This is a genomic window from Nocardia sp. NPDC059236, assembly GCF_042754085.1.
Classification (GTDB): Bacteria; Actinomycetota; Actinomycetes; order Mycobacteriales; family Mycobacteriaceae; genus Nocardia.
Window position 1 is genome coordinate 64,301 of sequence record NZ_JBHZAF010000013.1, and the last position, 22,213, is coordinate 86,513.

General features: G+C 68.5%; 22 protein-coding genes. 11 read left to right on the plus strand and 11 right to left on the minus strand.

Annotated features, from left to right (window positions below; genetic code table 11):
* Positions 1–9: 9 nt before the first annotated feature.
* From ACFXIV_RS30095 to ACFXIV_RS30105, 3 genes are all read right to left on the minus strand, one after another.
* A complete protein-coding gene (locus tag ACFXIV_RS30095) occupies positions 10–804 on the minus strand; it encodes a polysaccharide deacetylase family protein (RefSeq protein WP_379402945.1) in 795 nt (264 codons plus the stop codon).
* A 58-nt stretch (positions 805–862) separates the two neighbouring features.
* The gene (locus ACFXIV_RS30100; RefSeq protein ID WP_379402946.1) at positions 863–1,666 is read right to left on the minus strand and encodes a polysaccharide deacetylase family protein; all 804 of its coding nucleotides are present in this window, start codon (positions 1,664–1,666) and stop codon (positions 863–865) included.
* A 139-nt stretch (positions 1,667–1,805) separates the two neighbouring features.
* Positions 1,806–2,510 (minus strand): SDR family oxidoreductase, encoded by a 705-nt coding sequence (locus tag ACFXIV_RS30105; RefSeq protein ID WP_379402947.1) that lies wholly within the window; start codon positions 2,508–2,510, stop codon positions 1,806–1,808.
* A gap of 154 nt (positions 2,511–2,664) precedes the next feature.
* Between ACFXIV_RS30105 and ACFXIV_RS30110 the strand changes: the two genes are divergently transcribed.
* Both ACFXIV_RS30110 and ACFXIV_RS30115 read left to right on the plus strand, forming a co-directional pair.
* Positions 2,665–4,005, plus strand: coding sequence for a glycogen debranching protein (locus ACFXIV_RS30110; protein WP_354841085.1), 1,341 nt, complete (start codon positions 2,665–2,667; stop codon positions 4,003–4,005).
* Positions 4,006–4,099: 94 nt separating this feature from the next.
* Positions 4,100–4,810 (plus strand): glycoside hydrolase family 25 protein, encoded by a 711-nt coding sequence (locus ACFXIV_RS30115; protein ID WP_379402962.1) that lies wholly within the window; start codon positions 4,100–4,102, stop codon positions 4,808–4,810.
* A gap of 40 nt (positions 4,811–4,850) precedes the next feature.
* Here the strand turns inward: ACFXIV_RS30115 and ACFXIV_RS30120 are convergent, their stop codons facing one another.
* From ACFXIV_RS30120 to ACFXIV_RS30130, 3 genes are all read right to left on the minus strand, one after another.
* A complete protein-coding gene (locus ACFXIV_RS30120) occupies positions 4,851–5,576 on the minus strand; it encodes an amino acid ABC transporter ATP-binding protein (protein ID WP_379402948.1) in 726 nt (241 codons plus the stop codon).
* The gene (locus ACFXIV_RS30125) at positions 5,573–7,396 is read right to left on the minus strand and encodes an ABC transporter substrate-binding protein/permease (RefSeq protein ID WP_379402949.1); all 1,824 of its coding nucleotides are present in this window, start codon (positions 7,394–7,396) and stop codon (positions 5,573–5,575) included. Before ACFXIV_RS30125 ends, ACFXIV_RS30120 begins: the two co-directional genes overlap by 4 nt.
* Positions 7,397–7,480: 84 nt before the next feature.
* A complete protein-coding gene (locus ACFXIV_RS30130; protein ID WP_379402950.1) occupies positions 7,481–8,257 on the minus strand; it encodes an LLM class F420-dependent oxidoreductase in 777 nt (258 codons plus the stop codon).
* A 118-nt stretch (positions 8,258–8,375) separates the two neighbouring features.
* On the opposite strand from ACFXIV_RS30130, the gene ACFXIV_RS30135 reads away from it, so the two are divergent.
* On the plus strand, positions 8,376–9,446 hold the full coding sequence (locus ACFXIV_RS30135; protein ID WP_379402951.1) for an ABC transporter ATP-binding protein: 1,071 nt from the start codon (positions 8,376–8,378) through the stop codon (positions 9,444–9,446).
* Between the two features lie 48 nt (positions 9,447–9,494).
* On the opposite strand, the gene ACFXIV_RS30140 is transcribed toward ACFXIV_RS30135, so the two are convergent.
* The gene (locus ACFXIV_RS30140; protein ID WP_379402952.1) at positions 9,495–10,007 is read right to left on the minus strand and encodes a winged helix-turn-helix transcriptional regulator; all 513 of its coding nucleotides are present in this window, start codon (positions 10,005–10,007) and stop codon (positions 9,495–9,497) included.
* A 123-nt stretch (positions 10,008–10,130) separates the two neighbouring features.
* Between ACFXIV_RS30140 and ACFXIV_RS30145 the strand changes: the two genes are divergently transcribed.
* Positions 10,131–11,300 (plus strand): thiolase family protein, encoded by a 1,170-nt coding sequence (locus tag ACFXIV_RS30145; protein WP_379384284.1) that lies wholly within the window; start codon positions 10,131–10,133, stop codon positions 11,298–11,300.
* A 99-nt stretch (positions 11,301–11,399) separates the two neighbouring features.
* Here ACFXIV_RS30145 and ACFXIV_RS30150 read toward each other — a convergent pair whose 3' ends face one another.
* Positions 11,400–12,005, minus strand: a complete 606-nt coding sequence (locus tag ACFXIV_RS30150; protein WP_379402953.1) for a hypothetical protein — start codon at positions 12,003–12,005, stop codon at positions 11,400–11,402.
* A gap of 633 nt (positions 12,006–12,638) precedes the next feature.
* Here ACFXIV_RS30150 and ACFXIV_RS30155 point away from each other — a divergent pair.
* Positions 12,639–13,622 (plus strand): o-succinylbenzoate synthase, encoded by a 984-nt coding sequence (locus ACFXIV_RS30155; protein ID WP_379402954.1) that lies wholly within the window; start codon positions 12,639–12,641, stop codon positions 13,620–13,622.
* Here the strand turns inward: ACFXIV_RS30155 and ACFXIV_RS30160 are convergent, their stop codons facing one another.
* Complete coding sequence (locus ACFXIV_RS30160; RefSeq protein WP_379402955.1) at positions 13,623–14,135, minus strand: TIGR04338 family metallohydrolase; 513 nt, start codon at positions 14,133–14,135, stop codon at positions 13,623–13,625.
* 11 nt (positions 14,136–14,146) lie between these two features.
* Positions 14,147–14,986: a DUF2786 domain-containing protein gene (locus ACFXIV_RS30165; RefSeq protein WP_379402956.1), complete on the minus strand. Its 840-nt coding sequence runs from the start codon at positions 14,984–14,986 to the stop codon at positions 14,147–14,149.
* 252 nt (positions 14,987–15,238) lie between these two features.
* On the opposite strand from ACFXIV_RS30165, the gene ACFXIV_RS30170 reads away from it, so the two are divergent.
* The 4 genes from ACFXIV_RS30170 (at position 15,239) to ACFXIV_RS30185 (ending at position 20,966) form a co-directional block, all read left to right on the plus strand.
* Complete coding sequence (locus tag ACFXIV_RS30170) at positions 15,239–16,543, plus strand: ABC transporter substrate-binding protein (protein WP_379400669.1); 1,305 nt, start codon at positions 15,239–15,241, stop codon at positions 16,541–16,543.
* Between the two features lie 124 nt (positions 16,544–16,667).
* Positions 16,668–17,642 (plus strand): carbohydrate ABC transporter permease, encoded by a 975-nt coding sequence (locus ACFXIV_RS30175; protein ID WP_379400670.1) that lies wholly within the window; start codon positions 16,668–16,670, stop codon positions 17,640–17,642.
* On the plus strand, positions 17,642–18,541 hold the full coding sequence (locus ACFXIV_RS30180) for a carbohydrate ABC transporter permease (RefSeq protein ID WP_379400671.1): 900 nt from the start codon (positions 17,642–17,644) through the stop codon (positions 18,539–18,541). The genes ACFXIV_RS30175 and ACFXIV_RS30180 overlap by 1 nt, the downstream gene beginning before the upstream one ends.
* Positions 18,542–18,677: 136 nt before the next feature.
* Positions 18,678–20,966 carry a transglycosylase domain-containing protein gene (locus ACFXIV_RS30185; protein WP_379400672.1) on the plus strand — a complete coding sequence of 763 codons (2,289 nt, stop codon included), beginning with the start codon at positions 18,678–18,680 and terminating at the stop codon, positions 20,964–20,966.
* Positions 20,967–21,093: 127 nt separating this feature from the next.
* Here ACFXIV_RS30185 and ACFXIV_RS30190 read toward each other — a convergent pair whose 3' ends face one another.
* Positions 21,094–21,288, minus strand: a complete 195-nt coding sequence (locus ACFXIV_RS30190; RefSeq protein WP_379400673.1) for a hypothetical protein — start codon at positions 21,286–21,288, stop codon at positions 21,094–21,096.
* A gap of 13 nt (positions 21,289–21,301) precedes the next feature.
* Here ACFXIV_RS30190 and ACFXIV_RS30195 point away from each other — a divergent pair, with 13 nt between their 5' ends.
* On the plus strand, positions 21,302–21,757 hold the full coding sequence (locus ACFXIV_RS30195) for an effector binding domain-containing protein (protein WP_354841042.1): 456 nt from the start codon (positions 21,302–21,304) through the stop codon (positions 21,755–21,757).
* A gap of 7 nt (positions 21,758–21,764) precedes the next feature.
* Positions 21,765–22,190, plus strand: a complete 426-nt coding sequence (locus tag ACFXIV_RS30200) for a GyrI-like domain-containing protein (protein ID WP_354841040.1) — start codon at positions 21,765–21,767, stop codon at positions 22,188–22,190.
* Positions 22,191–22,213: the final 23 nt, after the last annotated feature.

Here is a 22,213-nt window from a genome sequence, read left to right on the forward strand (position 1 = left end):
GGCGCAGTCCTACCGGGGTGGGATCAGGACGTCGTCGAGGGTCACCAGCTGCAGGCTGCGTTCCCGGATGATGTCGCTGAGCTGGTCGTAGAGGTGGGTGACCGTCGGCCGGTTGGCGTGACCGATGACGATGGACTGGGCCCGGAACCACTGGCGCGCGGCATCGAGGAGCATGCCGTCGTTGATCACCGGATTGGTGTCGTTCAGGGTGCCGTACCACATGGTCGGCACGGTGTAACCGCAGTCGGCGGCCACGGCGTCGACGCTGCCGTTGTGGTGGCCGTAGGGCGGGCGGTAGTAGGGCGTGCCGTCGGTGCCGTACTGGTTCCAGAGGAAGTCCTTGCACCGCTCGAGCTGGTCGGCGATGGCGCCGCCGGACAGCTTGGTCAGGTCCGGGTGGTCCCAGGTGTGGTTGCCGAGCTGGATCTGGCCCGAGTCGACCAGGGGGCGCAGCACATCCCGATGGTCGAGCCAGCCGGGATAGTAGGCGGTCACGAAGAAGGTCAGCCGAGCCCCGGTGTCCCGGGCGAAATCGATGAAGCCGCGGATGGTTTCGGAACTGGCGCCGTCATCGATGGTGAGCGCCATATGGTTTCCGGCACCGGGCAGCGCGGTGATGGTGCCCGGCCCGATCGGCGTCCTGGGTCCGAAATCCGGTGTCACCTGCGGTATCCCGGGCAGCTGGGGAATGATCCCGCTGCCGGATCCGGTGTCGAAGGGGAAGTCGGCGCGCGATTCGCCCGTGCCCAGCAGGGTGGCGGCCGTACCCGCCGCCAGCATCGTCAGCAGCCGTCGTCTGTCCATTTCGACCCTCATTCAATTCACTACGGTTTGAAACTTCCGCTCCCCCGGCGAAAACCGGCTACGTCGGCGAGACCAGGACATCGTTGAGCGTCACCATGGACAGGTTGCGCTCCCGGATGATCTCGGCCAGACGGTCGTAGCAGTGCGTCACGGCGGGATGATTGGCATGTCCGATGACAATGGCCTGCGCGTTGAAATACTTTCGCGCACACTCGATCAGATAGTCCTCGGTAATGACACCGGAGTCGGACAGCGAGCCGTACCACATGGTTGGGACGGTGTATCCGAGATCCGCTGCCACCTTGTCGACCGTAGCATTGTGGCGGCCGTAGGGAGGACGGAAATACGGCGTCCCGTCCACGCCGAAGGTGTTGCGCAGGAACGTCTTTGCCTGGGTGAGCTGCGTGGCCACCTCGGTGGCGGACAGTTTGGTGAGATCCGGGTGGTCCCAGGTGTGATTGCCCAGCTGGATCTGCCCGGCGTCCACCAGCGGCCGCAGCTCGGCCCGGTGCGTGGTCCAGGAGTCGTAATTCGCGGTGACGAAGAAGGTGAACCGCGCGCCGGTGTCCTTGGCGAATTTGATATACGCGCTGACCACGGCCGGATCGGCGCCGTCGTCGACGGTGAGTGCCAAATCGTTGCCGGTGCCGGGCAATCCGGTAATCGTCCCGGCGGGAATGCGGGATTTCTGCGCGGCCGGCGGCGCGGCGAGCACCTTCGGAGTCGGTGCCGTCGACGGCGTTCCGGCGGGTCCGCTGATGCGTGGCGTCACCTTGTGGGAGGGGCCGGACTCCGCGGAGCAGCCGGTCAGCGCCGCCGCAGTGCCCGCGGCGAGCATCACGAGCAGCTGTCGTCTATCCATCTCTGTCGTTCACTCCGAAGATATATATTTCTCTGCCTCGCCTCCCTCGCAGGGCCTACCCGTTATATCTACGCGCCGTGAACTGAGCACCAATTCTGTGCGAAATGATCGAAATTCAGGACGGAATTTAAGGCTGCTCTCAGTGTGGGATGGGGCGCAGCACGATTTCGGTGGGATGCGCGTCACGCGGGGTCTCGACGGCCTGCCGCACAGCGCGGGCAACCGTTTCGGCCCTGAGGAATTCGCCCGGCCGGTACTCGCGGCCCTCCCCCGCGATGATCTCGCGCTGCATGTCGGTGTCGATGCGCCCGGGATGCACCGAGGTCACCCGCAGCGCGGGCTCCTCCAGGCGCAGTGCGTCGCCGAAGGCGCGCAGCCCGAACTTGCTGGCCGCGTACACGCCCCAGCCCGGATTGGCCCGCAGCCCGGCTCCCGAATTGATCAGCACCACATGGCCGTTGGCGGCGCGCAGCGCCGGCAGCAACACCCTGGTCAACTCCGCGACCGCGATCAGGTTGGCTTCCAACGTATTCCGCCACTGCGCCACCGAGGAATCGGCTATCGTTCCCAGGTCGGCGATTCCGGCATTGTGCACCAGTACATCCAGCCGTTCGATGCCCGCTACGGCGCGCGCTACCGCGGCGTAGTCGGTGAGATCCACCGGCCATCCGGCGCTGCCGGGCAGTTCACGCAGTATCGGTTCCAGGGCCCGGGGCGTGCGCGCGCCCAGCAGCAGCCGATGCGTGGGCGCCAGTTCGCGGGCAATGGCCGCGCCGAGCCCCCGGCTGGCTCCGGTGATCAGCGCGGTCGGCTGGTCGGTGCTGGACTTCGCGGAATTCGCCATGTGATGACCGTAACCGCGTTACCTCGGCCTGCGATGCTCCGGTCGGGCACACCACCGCTAGCTGATCCACGAGAAGGCGAACGAAGTGCAATCTGGCGATCAGGACCCACCCGTCCATCGCGCATACCTGCGGGTGGGGGCGCAGAATAGGGCGATGACACACCCGGGATTCACGCCCACCCAGCTCGCGGCCCGCGCCGCCTACCTGCTGCGCGGCAATGACCTGGGCACCATGACCAGCGCCGCGCCCAAGCTGTATCCGCACATGTGGAGCTGGGACGCGGCCTTCGTGGCGGTCGGCCTGGCCCCGCTCAGCGTGGAGCGCGCCGCGCTCGAACTCGACACCCTGCTCTCGGCGCAGTGGCGCAACGGGATGATCCCGCACATCGTCTTCGCCAATGGCGTGGACGGCTACTTCCCCGGACCCGCACGGTGGGAATGCCGCCGCCTGGCCGCCGACGCCCCCGACGGCCCGGACACCTCGGGCATCACCCAGCCGCCCGTGCATGCCATTGCGGTGCAACGGATTCTGGATCACTCGCGCCGGCACGGCCGCAGCACCCGCGCGGTCGCCGAGGACTTCCTGAACCGGCGCTGGCCCGATCTGATGCGCTGGCACCGCTGGCTGGCCTACGCCCGTGACCCCAAGCAGCACGGCCGGATCACGCTGTACCACGGCTGGGAATCCGGCATGGACAATTCGCCGCGCTGGGATCGCGCCTACGAGAACGTGATTCCCGGTCCGGACCTGCCGCCCTACGAGCGCGCCGACACCCAGGTGGTGGGCGATCCCACGCAGCGGCCCTCGGACCGCGAGTACGACCGCTACCTGTGGCTGGTCGAGCAGATGCGCCGGGCCGGCTACGACGACTACCAGCTGGCCTCGACCATGAGCTTCGCGGTCGAGGACGTGTTCGTAACCGCCATCTTCGCGCTGGCCTGCGATGTACTGGCCAATATCGGCGAGGACTACAAGCAGCCGCACGCGGATGTGCGCGAGCTCTACGAGTGGGCCGACTACTTCCGCGCGGGCGTGGTCGCCACCACCGACGCCCGCACCGGCGCGGCGCGCGACTTCGATGTGCGCGCGGACCAGTGGATCGACACCGAGACCCTGGCCCTCTTCGCGCCGCTGCTCAGCGGCGGGCTGCCGCGCGATGCCGAACGACGGCTGCTGCGCCTGTTCGAGGGCCCGCGCTGGTGCGGGCATCCGGATCTGCGCTACGCGCTGCCGCCCTCGACCTCCCCGGTGTCCAGGGACTTTCGCCCACGCGAGTACTGGCGCGGGCCGGTGTGGCCGGTGATCAGCTGGCTGTTCTCCTGGGTCTTCGCCCGCCGCGGCTGGGCGGAACGCTCGTTCATGCTGCGTGCCGAGGGGCTGCGGCAGGCCAGTGACGGCAGTTTCGCGGAGTACTACGAGCCCTTCACCGGCGAGCCGCTGGGCAGCATGCAGCAGTCCTGGACCGCCGCGTCGGTGCTGGACTGGCTGGGCTGATTCGAGTTAACGATTGGCAAACATCACCGCCCTGCCTTCCCGGCCATAGCGGGCGATCGGCCTAGCCTTTCGGGGCATGACCGGACGCAGCCTGATGAAAGCGCTAACAGTCGCAGCTACAAGCATCCTCATGGCAACCCCGGTGGGGGTGGCCGCCGCCGATATCGACGGCCCAGATGTGGCCTCCTGGCAACACCCGGGAGGCGGGGGCATCAACTGGTTCGCGGTGCGCGGAGCCGGATACGAGTTCTCCATGCTCAAGGCCACCGAGGGCCTCAGCTACGTGAACCCGTTCTTCGTGCAGGACAGCCTGGCCATGCGGGTGGCCGGAGTCGCGCGCGGCACTTACCATTTCGCGCGCCCGAACCTGCCGCCGGAGCCCCAGGCCGCCTTCTACTCGACGATGGTGCTCGGCCAGAACGGGATGCTCGACCTACCGCCGGTGCTGGACCTCGAGGACTCCGGCGGGCTGCCGCCCGCCGCGCTCATCGACTGGACCCACCGCTATCTCAACACGGTCCGGGCCCTGACCGGCCGCATGCCGATCATCTACACCTATCCCCGCTTCTGGCAGACGGCCATGGCCGACACCAATCAGTTCACCAACTACCCACTGTGGATCGCCGACTACCGGGGCAATGACAAGCCCGAGGTGCCGGGCGGCTGGCCGACGTGGACGTTCTGGCAGACCACCAGCTCGGGCAATATCCCCGGCATCGGCGGAGCCGTGGACCTCAATGTCTACAGCGGCGCCCAGGGTGATTTCGCCCGCTTCGCGAACATGCCCTTCAGCGGCAGCAGTTAGCCGCACCCGCAGGCGCGGTGATCCCCGCCCTTGGCATCGTTCACAACACCTGCGACAGGAACTGGCGCAGCCGCGGGGTTTCGGCGTTCTCGAAAAGCGCCTCGGGCTTGCCGGTTTCGACCACCTGGCCGTGATCCATGAACACCACCTGGTCGGAAACCGAACGGGCGAAGCTCATCTCGTGGGTCACCACGATCATGGACATCCCGCCCCCGGCGAGCTCGGACATGAGCGCGAGCACGCCCTTGACCAGTTCGGGATCCAGGGCCGAGGTGGCCTCGTCGAAGAACATGATGTCCGGCTTCATGGCCAGCGCCCGCGCGATGGCCACCCGCTGCTGCTGTCCGCCGGACAGGTTGGCCGGGCGCACATCCGCCTTGCCGGCCAGGCCGACCGCCTCCAGCTGCTGGACCGCCAGCGTGCGCGCCTGCTCCTTGGACAGGCCGTGCAGTTTGCGCGGGCCGAGCGCGATATTGTCCGCGACCGTCATGTGCGGGAACAGGTTGAAGTGCTGGAACACCATGCCGATCCGCTGCCGCAGCCGGTCCGGGTTCTCGCCCAGCACCGACTTACCGCCGAGCAGGATGTCGCCGGAATCGGGTTCGTGCAGGCGGTTGAGCACCCGCAGCAGCGTGGATTTGCCGGAGCCGGACGGCCCGATCACCGTGGTGGTCTTGCCGGCATCCACGTGCACGTCCACGCCGCGCAGAATCTCGTTGCGGCCCAGCGTCAATCGCAGGCCGGTGCCGGTGAGGGAGGCACTCATGCTCCACGCCCTTCCGTGATGACGGCCTGTTCGACCGGGTCCGCGGGATCGTGCCCGCCCTGGGGACGGCCCTCACGCATGCGCTTGTCGATGTAGTTGACCAGGTGGGTGAGCGGCACCGTCAGCAGCAGGTACATCAGGCCCGCCGCCACCAGCGGCGACAGATTCCCGGTCTGCGCGTTGAGATCCCGGCCCACCGCGAACAGTTCGCGCTGGGTGGCCAGCAGGCCCAGGAAGTAGATGAGCGAGGAATCCTTGATCAGCGCGATGAACTGGTTCATCAGCGCGGGCAGCACCCGGCGCACGCCCTGCGGGATCACCACCAGCGTCATGGCCTGCCGGTAGCCGAAACCGATGGCGCGGGCGGCCTCCAGCTGTCCGGCTTCCACCGACTGGATGCCGGAGCGGAAGATCTCACCGATGTAGGCGGCGGCCAGCAGCGCCAGCGCGATCGCGCCCAGCCAGTAGGGATTGTTGCCGGTGACGTTCTTGACCACCGGTCCCACGCCCAGGCCGATGATCAGGATGATCACCACGGCGGGCAGGCCGCGGAAGATGTCGGTGTAAACCCGTGCGGGCCAGCGCAACCAGCGGGTGCGGGAGATGCCCGCCACCGCGAGCAGCATGCCGAGCACGCTGCCCAGCAGGCCCGAGACCAGCGCCAGGATCAAGGTATTGGGCAGACCGGTCCTGATCAGGTCCGGGAAGGCCTTGCGGTACAGCGACCAGTCGAAGAAGGTGTCCTTCAGCTGCTGCAGCGTGGATTTCGGTTGCACCGCGCTGTTGTCGGGCCGGTTGCCCGCGTTCTCGGCCGCGATCTTGGCGAAGTCCGGCAGCTGTGGCGCCGCAACGGCTTTGGAGCCCGGCTTCCAGCCCGGCGGCAGCTCCCGCGGCACCCAGTCCTCGTACAGCTTGGCGTAGGTGCCGTCGGCGATCACCGCGTCCAGCCCGGCATCGAGCGCGTCGGTGAGCGGCTGATTGCCCTTGCGCACCGCCCAGGCGGTGAAGTTGTTGACGCTGAAGGTGTTCTGCACGATCGAGGTCGGATCACCCGGCTTGATGGCGCCGATGGCCTGCTGCGACGGCGCGACCCAGGCATCGATCTGGCCGGTCTTCAGATTCGCGTAGGCGGTGTTGTAGTCGGGGAACTTCACCGGGTCCAGGTGCAGTTCGTTGACGACGTACTCGTCCTGCACGGTGCCCTGCACGACGCCGACCCGATTGCCGCGGTGCAGATCCGCGAAACCCTTGATGGCACTGCCGTTCGGCACCACCAGCGAGAAGTAGCCGAAGTCGTAGCCATTGGTGAAGTCGACCAGCTGCCGCCGCGCGTCGGTGGTGGTGATGCTGGAGGAGCCGATGTCGAAGCGGCCGTTGGCGACCTGGGCCAGCAGGCCGGCGAACTCGGTACCGGTGAACTCCACCTGCAGGCCGAGCTTCGCGCCGATGGCCTTCAGCAGCTCGTTGTCGAAGCCGGTGAACACGCCCTTGGAGTTGACGCAGATGCTCGGCGGCGCGTCGGAGAGGGTGCCGACGCTGAGCTTGCCGGGCGTCAGCAGGCCCAGCTTGCTGATATCGATCTTGGCCGGCGGCTCGGTGGTGGCGGTGGTGAACCGGTCCGCGCCCGCGTTCTGCTGCTCGGAGGCCAGATTGGTCGGTGCGGCGCTGGCCGCGGCCTGGCCGGGCGGCGAACACAGATCGCGATCATCGGCACCGGCACTGCCCGCGAGCGTCGCGATGCCGAGCAGACCGACCAGCACAACTCCTGCCAATGCCGGCAAGCGCGGGGGACGATCTGGGCGCTGCCGCAAGGAAACCATGGCAGACCACCCTAGTGGGGGTGGTCTGCCAGGCCAGAGTTAGCCTCGGCCTGATTCGGCGGAAATCACAGTTCAGGCGCGTCCCTACCGCCGGTTGAAGCCGTCCCGCCAGGCCACGGCCTCCTGGATCCGGCTCATGTCGTAGTCCGGCCCGCCCGAGCTCACGGTGAACAGTGTCACGCCCGCGTCCGCGTAGCCCTCCACCTGATCCAGGCCCGGCCAGGCCACGGACTTCTCGATGGCGGTGGGGTCGGTGCCGACCTCGGCACAGTGCTCGCCCAGGATGCCGATCTTGCGCTGCAGCTCGCCGATGTCGGAGAAGCTGTGCCAGATATCGCCGTACTGGGCGACCAGCCGCAGCGTCTTCTTCTCGCCGCCGCCACCGATCAGGATGGGGATGTCGCGCACCGGCTGCGGGTTCAGCTTGGCCAGCCGGTCGGTGAGGCGGGCCATGGAATCCTTCAGCAGCGCCAGCCGGCTTCCGGCCGTGCCGAATTCGTAGCCGTACTGGTCGTAGTCCTTCTGGAACCAGCCCGCGCCGATACCGAGAATGAGGCGCCCGTTGCTGATGTGGTCCACGGTGCGGGCCATATCGGCCAGCAGATCCGGATTCCGGTAACCGCCGCCGGTGACCAGCGCGCCGAGCTCCACCCGCTCGGTCTGCTCGGCGATGGCGCCCAACATGGTCCAGCACTCGAAGTGCGCGCCCTCCGGGTCCCCGTACAGCGGATAGAAGTGGTCCCAGTTGAAGACGATGTCGACGCCGATGTCCTCACACCGCCGCACCGCGTCCCGGATCAATCCGTAGTTGGGCGCGTGCTGCGGCTGCAACTGAACTCCGATACGAACCGGTCGGCTCATGAGGTGCTCCTCCGTCGGTGATCACTGCGCCCCATTCTGCCCCTCGGCTACGCTCTGGGCCGACCCTCTACTACGGATCGTCCGGCACGTTCCTGCCGGTGAAGGGAAGTGTGAAACCGTGGCAACGGTGACTTTCGACCAGGCCACCCGGCTCTACCCGGGCTCGGCCAACCCCGCCGTCGATGCCTTGAACCTGGAGATCGCCGACGGCGAATTCCTGGTTCTCGTCGGCCCTTCCGGCTGCGGCAAATCCACCTCGCTGCGCATGCTCGCGGGGCTCGAGGAGGTGAGCGACGGCCGAATCCTGATCGGGGACAAGGACGTCACGCACGCCGAGCCCAAGGAACGCGATATCGCCATGGTGTTCCAGAACTACGCGCTCTACCCGCACATGAGTGTGGCCGAGAACATGGGCTTCGCGCTGAAGATGGCCAAGGTCGCCAAGGAGGAGCGGCAGCAGCGCGTGCTCGAGGCCGCCAAGCTGCTCGACCTGGAGCCCTACCTGGACCGCAAGCCCAAGGCCCTGTCCGGCGGTCAGCGCCAGCGCGTGGCCATGGGCCGTGCCATCGTGCGCCAGCCGCAGGTCTTCCTCATGGACGAGCCGCTGTCCAACCTGGACGCCAAGCTGCGCGTGCAGACCCGCACCCAGATCGCCCAGCTGCAGCGCCGGCTCGGCACCACCACCGTCTACGTCACCCATGATCAGGTCGAGGCCATGACCATGGGCGACCGGGTGGCGGTGCTCAAGGACGGGCTGCTGCAGCAGTGCGCCTCCCCGCGCGACCTGTACCGCGACCCGGCCAACCTGTTCGTCGCGGGCTTCATGGGCTCGCCCGCCATGAACCTGTTCACGCTGCCGGTCGGCAATGGCTCGGTCACGCTGGGCGGCTGCCCGCTGCCGTTGCCGCGGTCGGTGGCGGCGGCCACCGGCGAGCGGGTGGTGGTCGGCATCCGGCCCGAGCACCTCGACTCGGTCGGCGACGGGGCCGGGATCGCCATGGAGGTGGATGTGGTCGAGGAGCTGGGCTCCGACGCCTACATCTACGGCCGCACCCTCGGTGACGGGGAAACCATTGTGGCGCGCGCGGATTGGCGCAACCCGCCCGCGAAGGGCACCAAGCTCGCGCTGGTCGCGGACTCGGACCACACGTACTTCTTCCACCCCGGGGACGGACGCCGCCTGAACTGACCTTCGGTCAGTTCCAAGGGGTTCCGGGGGCCGAGCCCCCGGGCCCCCTTATTGACGGGCGCGGGGGCTCCGCGTCTGCTTCCGCCGCCATTCGTCGTTCACCCGGATGCGCAGATTCTCCAGGGGGACTTCGTTTCCCGACGCACTGCGCAGTTCCGCGCGCACGGGTTCGCCCGTGGCATCCTCGAGCCGCTCCAGTGGCGCGGTGCCGTCCTGCAGGTACTTGTCACCCCACTGCCACAGCGCCACGACCGCGGGCAGCAGATCCAGACCCATCGGGGTGAGCACGTATTCGTTGCGGGTGCGCTTGCCGTCTTCCTGGTAGGGCCGCTTCTCCAGCAGTCCCGCATCGACCAGTTTGCGCAGCGCGCTGGAAGCCGCCGCGTCGGTGATGCCGATCCGCGCCGCGAAGCCGTCGAAGCGCGTCGTGCCGTAGTACGACTCGCGCAGGATGAGGATCGCCGAGCGCGTCCCGACGATGTCCATCGCCTTCGCGATCGAACAGGCCTCGGGCTTCCACGAGCCCAGATCGCTGAGTTTTCCCTCCAGTACTGCCGACATGACACACATCATACAACGCTGACTTGCCTTCACTATGGTCAGCTCCTACTCTGACTTTAGAGCGATCAAGTCAGACGCCGTTGTCGGACTCGAATCCGGGGCGGCGCGCCTGGAAGGAACGTCATGAGAGACGCAGTCATCGTCGAAGCCGTCCGCACCCCCATCGGCAAGGGCAAGGCCACCGGCGCCCTGCACGGTGTGCACCCCGCCGATCTGCTCGCCCACAGCCTGCGGGAGGTGGTGCGGCGCACCGAGATCGATCCGGCCCTGATCGACGATGTGATCGGCGGCGTGGTCACCCAGGTCGGCGAGCAGGGCTCCAACCTCACCCGCCGCGCGGCCCTGGCCGCCGGCTATCCCGAATCGGTCCCGGCCACCACCGTGGACCGGCAGTGCGGCAGCAGCCAGCAGGCCATCCACTTCGCCGCCCAGGGCGTCATCGCGGGGGCCTACGACATCGTGGTCGCCGCGGGCGTGGAGTCCATGAGCCGGGTTCCCATGGGCGCCAACCTGATCGGGGCCGAGGACATCGCGGGTGCCGGCTTCGCCGAACGCTACCCGGAGGGCCTGGTACCGCAGGGCATCAGCGCCGAACTCATCGCCGCCAAGTGGGGCCTGAGCCGCACCCAGCTCGACGAGTTCGCCCTCGCCAGCCACGAGAAGGCCGCCGCCGCAACCAAGAACGGCTCGTTCGAGGCCCAGCTCGCCCCCTACGCCGGGCTCTCGCACGACGAGGGCATCCGCGTCGGCAGCACGCTGGAGGCGCTGGCCGGGCTGCGACCCGCCTTCTACAGCGAGGAGATGGCGGCCCGTTTCCCGCAGATCGGCTGGAACATCACCGCCGCCAACGCCAGCCAGATCAACGACGGCAGCGCCGCCACCCTCATCATGACGAGTGAACGCGCCGCCCAGCTCGGACTGCGCCCGCTGGCCCGGCTGCACAGCTTCTCCGTCGCCGGCGACGACCCGCTGCTCATGCTCACCGCGGTCATCCCCGCGACCCGGAAGGTCCTGCAGCGCTCCGGACTCGAACTCTCCGACATCGACCTGTTCGAGGTGAACGAGGCCTTTTCCTCGGTGGTCCTGGCCTGGGCGCAGGAGACCGGGGCCGACCTGTCGAAGGTCAATGTGAACGGCGGCGCCATCGCCCTGGGCCACCCCCTGGGCGCCTCCGGCGCGCGGCTGGCCACCACCCTCGTGCACGCCATGCACGAGCGCGGCGCCCGCTACGGCCTGCAAACCATGTGTGAGGCAGGCGGTCTCGCCAACGCCACCATCTACGAGCGCCTCTGACCCGGTCCGGTCGGCCTGGCAATCCGGGGCCGTGATCGGCGGCCGCCGCCACCCGGCCACCCTTCCAGGATGCCGGGTGCTCGGCAGCAGCGCTGGAGATCAGTTGACGGCGGTGGCCACCAGGATGTGCCCCGCCCCGCCCGCGACGAGAATCACGGGCAGCGCCATCGCGGTCCAGATCCAGCCCCGGCGGCCCGTCATGGCTGCCACCGAGGCCAGCACCAGCGCGCCGACCAGGGCCAGGAACATGCCTCCACCACCGATCAGCAGGCCCCACAGCGCCGATGCGGGTGGGCGGATCACCACGCACTGCACCGAGAAGTCCTTCTTCGCGGTGCAGCGATTGTGGATCAGGTCGAACAGCTTCGCGAACAGGTCGTAGGCCCAGCCGAAGGCCATGACGACCCCGGCCAGATACAGCACCGCCGAGATCAGAATATCCTTGCGGCGCAGCGGCTTACGATCCGGCGCGGCACTCGGCGGTGCCGCTGCGGCCGCCTCCGCCGGGGGCAGTGTGGCGGGCATGGTCCGATCGGCCTCACCGGGCGCCTGCGCGGAACCGCCGCCGACCACGTACTGCGGACCCGAAGCCCACGGCTCCGGCAGCACCTCGGTACCAATGGGCGGCGGGACCACTCCGCCGGGCGGCGAGTAGTTCCCGCTCGGCGGGCGGGGGGAATGCTGCTGCGGCCCAAGGGAGCTCACGGGCGCCTGCCCCGGATGACCGGGACCGGCGGGCGATCGTGGTGCGGCGCCCGGCACCGAGTGCGGGCGCGGATCCTGCGGCGAACCGACCGGTCCGCCCGGCCGCGGCGGGGCACCGGCATTCCCGTGAGCCTGGGGCGGCACCGGCGGTGGTGGGCTCTGCCGCCCGGCCTTGGGCACGGTTGGCCCGGCCGGGTCCATCGCGCCGGGCCGCGGCGCACCGGCGGGCGGCTGCGGTGGCGCGGGCGGTGGGGGCGGACCCTGGCGGCTCCCACCGGGCAGGGTCGGTCCCGCCGCATCGATCGGTTCCCCGGACCGCGAGCCCGGCGCGGGTGGCTGCGGACGTCCGGGTCGCTGCGGCGATCCCGGACCCGCGGGATTCCGTGGTCCCCCCGGCGGCGCGGGCGCGTGTGGTTGACCCGGCGCGCGCGGCGGAGCCGGGGAGAAGCCGGGATCGGACGGAGAATGATCGTCGCGGCCCGGACGGCGGGGCTCGTTGGGCGGGTTCATGTTTGCGGTCTCCCCCAAGGCGCAGGTCTATGGAGCCGGGATCGGCTTCATTCGGCATTGTCGCCGGGCCCGGGCCGCGGCGCCACCTCTTACCGGAACGAGGCGGTGAGTAGGGTGCGGTGGATGAGCGACAGCGGCGATGCGGTGGATTTCGAGTCGGCGGTGGTCTACGCGATTCCCATGCGAACCCGGTTCCGCGGGATCACCGTTCGCGAGGGCATGCTGATTCCCGGTCCCGCCGGCTGGGGTGAGTTCTGCGCCTTCCCCGAGTACGACGACCGCGAGGCGGCGGCCTGGCTGGCCACCGCGGTCGAGCAGGCCGCGGCCGGATGGCCGGAACCGGTCCGGGATCGGATTCCGGTGAACTGCATCGTGCCCGCGGTCGGCCCGGAACGGGCGCGGGAGATCGTGACCGGATCGGGCTGCCGCACAGCCAAAGTGAAGGTCGCCGACCATCCGGATTCCCTGGCCGAGGATCTGGAACGGGTGGCGGCGGTCCGCGAAGCGCTCGGGCCGGACGGCGCGGTGCGCGTCGACGCCAATGCGGTCTGGGATGTGGACACCGCGGTCGACCGGATCCGGCTGATCGACCGCGCCGCAGGCGGTTTGGAATACGTCGAGCAGCCCTGCCGGACCGTCGAGGAGCTGGCCGCCGTCCGCAGGCGGGTGGACGTGCGTATCGCCGCCGACGAATCCATCCGCCGCGCCGAGGACCCGCTGCGGGTGGCGGTGGCGGGTGCGGCCGACGTCGCCGTGCTGAAATGCACTCCGCTGGGCGGGGTCCGGCGCGCGCTGGAGGTCGCCGCGGCCGCCGGACTCCCCTGCCTGGTGTCCTCGGCCCTGGAAACCAGTGTGGGCCTGGCCGCCCAGGTCGCCCTCGCCGGCGCCCTCCCCCACCTCGACTTCGCCTGCGGCCTCGACACCCTGTCCCTGCTCACCGGCGATGTGGTGACCGAGCCGCTGCGCCCGGTGAACGGCTACCTGCCCGTCCCGCGCACCGGGCCGGCACCCGATCCGGACCTGCTCGAGCGCTACCGGCACCCCGACCCGGAACGGACCGACTGGTGGCGGCAGCGCCTGGCCCGGGTCCGGAAACTTCTGCCCTGATCAGGCAATTCGCACGCCGCACGAATACATGGTGGTGCGCAGCAGCAGCGCGGCCTCCGGCCCGATGATGCCGTCCGTCAGCTCGAGGTAGCGACCGCAGAATTCGGGCCCGTGCGGCGCGACCCCGGTGCGCTCCGGCTCGAGGTGGTGGGCGAGTTCGTGCAGGATCACCAATTCGCGCAGGGCCCAGGCGGTTCCATGGGCGTGCAGCGGCACCGCGAGCACCGAACCGGCCGTCTCGTAGTGCGCCGCCTGCGTCCCGGCGCGCGCTCGCACCGTGACCGGCCGCGCCGCCCCGTCCCACCGGGCGCGCACCCAGTTCAGCGCGAGTACCCGATCCACGTACGCCTGTACCGATTCCACCGACGCGAACCGCCGCTCGATCGGCAGCGTGAGTTGGGACCCGTGCACTTCGACGGTCCGTGCGCCGAATTCGTCGGCGCGATCGAACATTCCGCGCACCAGCCCCTCGGCGTCGTACACCCGGGACCGCTGCGCATCGCGGACGGCCATGCGCGCGTTCGCTATTCGCCCGCGCCGCGGGGCAGCTGCCCCCGCACGCCGCCCAGCTCCGGCGAATCACCCAGCCGCGCGGCCTTACCCGCCCGGTCACCGGCCCGCCGCGCGGCCGCCGAGTACCCGGCCGAGGCCTGCGGGCCGCGCCAGGTACCGCGCGCCTCGGAGGTCCGGGTGTAGAAGTCGGTGAGCGCGAGCTCCTTGTCGCGCAGGGCGAGCGCCGTTCCGGTGGGCACGGATTCGGCGGCGTCGGCCCGCACCGCCTCGGTCTCCACATCCGCCTTGACCTCGGCCAGGCGGCGGCCGATGCGGGCGGCGAAGGCCATCTGGAAGTTCAGGCGCGCGGTCACCGCGGCCACCGGCACCTCCACCGGCCGGTGGAAGGTGCGGCCGTAGCGGCGCTCGATCACGACCTTCTCGGTAGTGGCCGAACGGTAGGCGCCGGACTTGATGTACTGGTCGGAGGCACGCACCATCTGGATCAGCAGGCTGGTGTAGAGCGCCTCGCAGGTGTCGATATCGGTGTCGAATCCGTAGGCGTACACCGTCGTCGACGATCGGGCCACATCGCAGCGCACGTCATTGGCCGCGGCGATGGCCACGAACAACTGCACATAGGTTCGCAGCCCGCGCTTTCCGGCCGCGCCGATCGGAATCACCCGCTGCGCCGGCGTGGGCCGCCGCTCCCGATTCGCGATATGTGCCCGCGCCACCGCCAGATCCACCGACGAGCTGGTCGCGAGCCGCTGCGCGGCGGCCAGGAAGGCCTCGGCCTCGTGCTCGTTGTCGGTCGATTCGGCCTGCCGCAGCAGTCCCCCGATCCGGGTGAGCATCTTGTCTGTATCCAATGGCCCTCCGCTTCGCTCCGGGCGGGTTCGCGGCCCCGAGGTCTCGATTCTTCCCTCCTCCGCTCCTCCGCTTCGCTCCCCCGCTCCAAGGCGGAGGTCTATTCCAGCCGCAGTCCAGAATCGAGACGGCCGCGAACCTCTGGGATGATCAACAAGGTAGCCCCGGCGGACGATAGCGTCACCATGTATCTTGCCTTGTGCACCCCCGGCTGAGTGTGCCACTGGTCACTCATCAACCCTGGAGTATCCGCGATGGCTTTGAAGAAGGTGTCGTCCCTACGATCGACGCTGGTTCCGCGTGCCGTGCTGGCCGTGACCTCGGCGGCATTGCTGACGGCGACATTCGCCAGCGGTTGCTCCAGCAGCAACAGCGGCAGCAACTCCACCGCCGAAAACCTCACCGGCCGTGGGCCGATCACCTATGTCGAGGGCAAGGACACCACCGAGACCGGCGCCGTCAAGCAGCTCATCGAGCGCTGGAACGCCGCGCACCCGGACGAGAAGGTGACCTTCAAGGAGCAGTCCAACGACGCCTCCCAGCAGTACGACGACCTGGTGCAACACCTGCGCGCCAAGGAATCCGACTACGACGTGGTGGCACTCGACGTGCCGTGGACCGCGGAGTTCGCCGCCAAGGGCTGGATCCAGCCGCTGAAGGACTCCTTCGCCATCGACACCTCCACGCTGCTGTCGCCGCCGGTGGCCTCGGCCACCTACAACGGCACGCTGTACGCGGCCCCGCGCAACACCAACGGCGGCCTGCTGTTCTACCGCAAGGACCTGTTGCCCGAGCCGCCCAAGACCTGGACCGAGCTGCTGGCCGACTGCCCGAAGGCCAAGGACGCCGGAATCGGCTGCTACGCAGGACAGTTCGCGCAGTACGAGGGTCTGACCGTGAACACCGCCGAGGTCATCAACGCCTTCGGCGGCAGCTTCGTCGGCTCCGACGGCAAGACCCCGACCGTGAACAGCCCGCAGGCCAAGCAGGGCCTGCAGACCCTGGTCGACGCCTACAAGAACGGCGACATGCCGAAGGAAGTCATCACCTTCAAGGAGCCGGAGTCGCAGAACGCCTTCGTCACCGGAAAGGTCATGTTCATGCGCGGCTGGCCGTCCTCCTTCGGTGAGGCGGGCTCCGACGCCTCCGCGGTCAAGGACAAGTTCGGGGTCGCACCGCTGCCCGGCAAGGACGGCATCGGCGCGTCCACCCTCGGTGGCTACAACGCCGCCATCAGCGCCTTCTCCAAGAACAAGGCCACCGCGCTGGACTTCCTGCGCTTCCTGATCAGCGAGGACGCCCAGCACATCGTTGCCGCCGGCGCGCTGCCGCCGGTGCGGGCCTCCGTGTACGACGATCCGGCCCTGATCGCCAAGATGCCGTACCTGTCCGCGTTGAAGGACTCCATCGCCTCCGCGGTGCCGCGGCCGGTGACCCCCTTCTACCCGGCGGTGTCGAAGGCCATCCAGGACAACGCCTATGCTGCGATCACCGGAACGGAATCTGTCGACGCCGCAATCGATGCCATGCAGAAGGGCATCGAAACCGCCGGATCCTGAGCCGCGCTCGCACCCGATGCGCACACCACGATCCATCGCGTAGCCCCGTAGGAGAGAAGAAAAGGTGTCACGTCCTTCGGGAGCGACCGATGTCGCGCCGCCACCCGACCTGACGGAACAAACAATGCGAAACGGACAGCCACGACCGAAACGCCGCGGGGCCGCCCTCGGGGTTTCGGCTCGGGCGTGGCTGTTCGTCACGCCGGTGCTGCTCGCACTGACGGTTGTCATCGGGTATCCGGTGGGCCGGGCAGTGTGGATGTCCTTCCAGAAGGACGCGGGCCTGGACAAGTCCACCGGCATGTTCGTCGAAGGCGGCAGCGCCGGATTCGGCAACTACAGCCACTGGCTGCTGCAGCAGTGCACCAACTCGCTCGGCGAGACCGTGTCCTGCCCGCCCGGCAACACCGGCTCCCAGTTCTGGGCCGCCGTCGGGGTCACGCTGCTGTTCACCGTGGTCACGGTGGCGCTCGAGACCACCATCGGCCTGGGCATGGCGGTCATCATGGGCAAGACCTTCAAGGGCCGCGCGCTGCTGCGCGCCGCCGTGCTGATCCCCTGGGCCATCCCGACCGCGGTCACAGCGCGGTTGTGGGAGTTCATGTTCCAGTACAACGGCGTGGTGAACCGGGTGCTCGGCACCCACATCCTGTGGACCGCCGACGCCTGGCCCGCCCGCTTCGCGGTGATCATCGCCGACGTGTGGAAGACCACCCCGTTCATGGCGCTGCTGATTCTGGCCGGCCTGCAGGTGATCCCGGAGGACGTCTACGAGGCCGCCCGGGTCGACGGCGCGTCCGCCTGGCAGCGCTTCGTCAACATCACGCTGCCGCTGCTGAAACCCGCTCTGCTGGTGGCGGTCCTGTTCCGCACCATGGACGCGCTGCGCCTGTACGACCTGCCCGCCATCATGACGCGGAACCTGGCCGCCACCCGCACCGTCTCGATGCTGGTGACGGAATCGAAATCGCTGCCCAACAGCGCCTCCGCGCTGTCGGTCATCACCTTCCTGCTCATCTTCACCGTCGCGTTCTTCCTGGTGAAGGTGCTGGGGGCGAACGCCGTTCGCACCCAGGAAGAGCAGCGGGAGGCGCACTGATGAGCATCGAACTCACGAAGGATGTCGTGGCCGAGCCGAAAAAGCCGATCCGGCAATCGGTTTCGTGGACCAAACGCCTGGCCTCCGGGCGCGTGTACGTGGGCGCGCTGATCGTGCTGGTGTGGGGGCTCGGCCCCTTCTACTGGATGGTCGTCACCGCCCTGCGCGATCCGGCCTACACCTTCGACAACACCCCGTGGCCCACCCACGTCACCCTCGAGAACTTCCGCAACGCCTTCGACACCAGCCGCGGCAACAACTTCGGCCGGGCCCTGGTCAACAGTGTGATCATCGGCAGCGCCACCACGGCGGCCGCGCTGATCCTCGGCGTGATGGCGGCCTACGCGCTGGCGCGGCTGACCTTCAAGGGCAAGTACCTGGTGTCCGGGCTGGTCCTCTCGGCCTCCATGTTCCCGGCCGTCGTGCTGGTGACGCCGCTGTTCCAGCTGTTCACCAATATCGGCTGGATCGGTCAGTACCAGGCCATGATCATCCCGAACATCTCGTTCGTGCTGCCCATGACGGTGTACATCCTGGCCTCGTTCTTCGCCGAACTGCCATGGGAATTGGAGGAGGCCGCCCGCATCGACGGCGCGTCCCGCTTCCAGGCGTTCCGGCTGATCATGCTGCCGCTGGCCGCGCCGGCGGTGTTCACCACCGCGATCCTGGCGTTCATCGCCGCGGTCAACGAGTACCTGCTGGCCTCCCTGCTCTCCAGCGACAAGACCGAACCCGTGACCAAGGCGATCGCCCGCTTCTCCGGCAACGATCCGCTGGTGCCGCCGTACACCGCGATCATGGCCGCGGGCACCATCGTCACCATCCCGCTGGTCATCATGGTGCTGCTGTTCCAGCGCCGCATCATCTCCGGACTCACCGCCGGCGGCGTCAAGAGCTGAGTGTTCGGGTAGGTGGTTCGGGGCCGTTGTCCCCGAATCACTTACCCGCTCCGTCCGGGCGCGTCGATTAGCATTGGTCCCGCCGCGCGGGGTGGTCGCGGCCGGCTCGAAAGCTTTGTCGACGCTCCGGAAGGAGATGCTCGTGAGCTCGTCCCGCAGCAGGCGGCGTGGAAGATCCGCGTCATCGGCCGGCACCGCCGGGGCGTCATCGAGCACCGCCGGGTGGAACGAGCTGGCCACCGCTGCCGCGCATCGGCAGCGTCCCCACCCGCACAGCCGGCCCCGGCGCCGCCCGAAACCGCCCCGGGATCCCGACCAGCCCGAACCCGCGCCGAAACCGCCCCGCACCCGCGGGCAGCGCATCCGGCGACTGCTGCTGGCACTGTTCCTGGTCCTGGTGATCATGCCGACCACCCTGGTGGGCATCGCCTACTGGAGCGCCGAGATCCCGGACCCGGATACGGTGCAGACCAACCAGATCGCCACCATCCTCGGCTCCGACGGCACCACGGTGATCGCGAAGGTCGTTCCGCCGAAAGGCAATCGGGTGCCGGTGCCGCTGACCGACGTACCCCTGCCGGTGCGCCAGGCCGTGCTGTCGGCCGAGGACCGCAACTTCTACCGCAATCCGGGCTTCTCCACCACCGCGTTCCTGCGCGCGGCCCGCGACAACCTGCTCGGCCGCGACGACGCGGGCGGCGGCTCCACCATTACCCAGCAGTATGTGAAGAACGCCTTCCTGACTTCGGAACGCACGCTGAGCCGCAAGATGCGCGAACTCATCATCTCCGCGAAGATGGCCCGCGAATGGAGCAAGGACGACATCCTCGCGGCCTACCTCAACACCATCTACTACGGTCGCGGCGCCTACGGCATCTCGGCCGCGGCCAAGGCGTACTTCGGCAAACCCGCGCCCGAACTGACCCTGGCCGAGGGCGCGGTCCTGGCCTCGGTGATCCGCACCCCCTCGCTGCTGGATCCGGAGACCCACCTCGACCAGCTGCGCGCCCGCTGGGGATACGTCCTCGACGGCATGGTCGAGATGGGGGTACTGGACCGCAATGACCGTGCCGCCACCCAGTTTCCGGCCATCGTCCCGGTCGCCCAGGTGGACGACAGCACCCCGCGCGGCCCCGAGGGGCTGATCCGCGCGCAGGTCCTGCGCGAACTGCGCGCCTCCGGCATCAGCGAACGCGAGCTGAATACCGGTGCGCTGCAGATCATCACGACCATCGACGCGAAAGCACAGCAGGCCACGCTGAACGCGGTCGGCAAGGTACTGGGCGGGCAGCCGGGCGAACTGCGCACCGCAGTGGTGTCGATCGACCCGCGCTCGGGGGCGGTGCGCGCCTACTACGGCGGACCCGACGGCACCGGCTTCGATTTCGCGCAGGCCCCGCTGCAAACCGGTTCGGCCTTCAAGACTTTCGCCGTGCTGGCCGCACTCGAGCAGGGCATTTCCCTGTCGTACCGGCTCGACAGCGCACCCCTGACCGTCAATGGGGAGAAGATCCAGAATGTGGACGGCGAGTCCTGCGGCATCTGCTCGCTCGGCGAAGCGTTCAAGCGCTCCCTCAACACCAGCTTCTACCGGCTGGCCCAATCCCTGTTCGAGGGCCCGAAAGCCATTGCGAACGCGGCACATCAGGCCGGTATCCCCGACCAGATCCCGGGCCTTCGCGGCAACACACTCACCGAGGACGGGGGCGGCCCACCGCTGCCCGCCATCGTGCTGGGCGCCTACTCGGTGCGCCCCATCGACATGGCCTCGGCCTACGCCACCCTCGCCGCCTCCGGCACCTACCGCGCCCCCTATTTCGTCCAGAAGGTGGTGACCGGCGACGGCCGCGTCCTCCTCGACCGCGGCGCCGACCCGAACAAACCCGACCAGCGCATCCAGTCCTCGATCGCCGACACCGTCACCCAGGCCATGCTCCCCATCGCCGCCTACTCCAACGGCCACACCCTGGCGGGCGGCCGCCCCTCGGCCGCCAAGACCGGCACCACCCAGCTCGGCGACACCGGCCAGAACAAGGACGCCTGGATGGTCGGCTACACCCCTACCCTCTCCACCGCCGTCTGGATGGGAACCGAACAGTCCCAGCCCATCCGCACCGCCCGCGGCGCCCCGATCTACGGCGCCGGCCTCCCCGCCGACCTGTGGAAACAAACCATGGACGCCGCCCTCGACGGCACCCCCATCGACCAATTCCCCAACCCCACCCCCAACTCCACCCCCAACAACCTGATCCCCAACCAGCCCCCCGACCCACCCTCCGGAACGCCCCCCGGCAACGGCAATTACGACATTCTCAACCCACCCACCCCGTCCCCCCAACAGCAACCAGTCCTCGTCATCCCCCCAGCCCCCACCCCCAAACAAGTAGAAATCTTCCCCGGCCTCAGCGTCCCCGTCCCCGGCTAAGCCGGGTGGCTCGTCGTCGTATGCCAACGTGCCAACTGATTTCGCAACGGTCGGGGTAACTCACCGGGTACGTCCAAAATGGATTCGGCTCCCACCCGTTGGCACGCGTCCCCAACTCCAACGGCTCTCAACCATGCGCTGAAGTCTCGGGGAGGCGGGGGAGCAGTCCCGGGGAGGCGGCATTGATCATGTTTCGCGCCTCCTTGCCCATCTCCGCGCGGCCGCGGATATTGTGGAAGCCGCCACCGGATTCAGCGACTCCGAATGCCGGTGGCAGGATGCGGGTTGGGAGCAGGGTGGGGTCGGAGACAGCACGAGACATAGGGGCGACGCCGGTGGAATTCAATGTCGTTGAACGCCACGAAACGCTGGTAGCCGGAACGGTGCTACGCAGTCCGGCACTCGCGGTCGAAGGGCCGCGCCGCGCGAAGGTCGAGGAGGCTTGGAAACGTAATCTGGCACGCGATCTGCCCGGCCCGCCGGCGACCGCCTATGTGGATCACGCACCCGAGATCGGTTCGTATCTGACACATATCGTGGGCTACGAATGCAACAAGGCGGACGACCTATTGCCCGGCGATGTACTCGCCCGTATCCCGGCCGGAAAATTCGCCCGCTTCAATCGCACCGGCGACAATCTCGGCGACACCATCGTGTCGATCTGGCGCACGGTCTGGGACCTCGAGGCGGCCGGCACCCTGGTGCGCGCCTACACCGGGGATTTCGAGCACTATCCGGACAACCGGACGGTGGAGGTTTTCGTCGCGCTGGATCTGAGCGCGGAGGGGTAGGGGAGCTGTGGACTTCGAAATCGTCACCCTGGATGAGTTCCTGGTCGGCGGGCTGACCATTCCCCTGGCGGGCCGCGAGGTCACCGCCCGCGACCTGGACCTGGTCAACTTCACCTGGGACCGCTACCTGGCCCGCGAGAAGAGCGTCGAACGCGTCGCGGCCTACATCGGCCAGAACGACCACGCGGTAGCCGTTCTGGGATACGAGCTTTCGAGCATGGCCGACCTCGACACCGGCGATGTGATGACCCGCATCCCGTCGGGCCGCTACGCGAAATTCGTTGTCTCCGACAAGCCTTACGACCTGCTGCGCACCGCGTGGGCGAAGGTCGCCAAGGCCGAGAACGCGGGCACCATCACCCGCTCCCACACCGCGGAGATCGAGCGCTACACCGGCCCCACCTCGGTCGAGGTCTACGTCTCCCTCGACTGACATCGAACGACGAAGGGCGGCAT